General features: G+C 63.6%; 1 protein-coding gene. It reads right to left on the reverse strand.

All coding sequences use genetic code 11. The features are described 5' to 3' along the window. Nucleotides 1–258, reverse strand: a 258-nt coding sequence (locus tag SB822_RS58635) for a DUF3443 family protein (RefSeq protein ID WP_410859312.1), incomplete at both ends; no start/stop codon positions are given.

Raw genomic sequence — 258 nt, forward strand, 5'->3', positions numbered from 1 at the left:
GTGCTCGCGGCCTTGTCGCCGATGATCTGCAACGGAACAGCCGCAGTCGTCGTTTCGCCGCCGATGGTCACGGTCGCGGTGCGCACACTGCCCCACGTGTAGCCGTCGGCGAAAGTCGCGCATTCGGCGAGCTGGCCGCCGCTTGTCGACGTGCTGATCGGCAAGCCGGCCTGCATCGTCGAATTCAGCGCCGAATTGACGATGCGCAGACCGAACGAGCCCGTGTCGACCTGAATGTTGTCAATCTTCTGACACGTC

The organism is Paraburkholderia sp. SIMBA_054 (assembly GCF_046534875.1).
Lineage (GTDB): Bacteria > Pseudomonadota > Gammaproteobacteria > Burkholderiales > Burkholderiaceae > Paraburkholderia > Paraburkholderia hospita.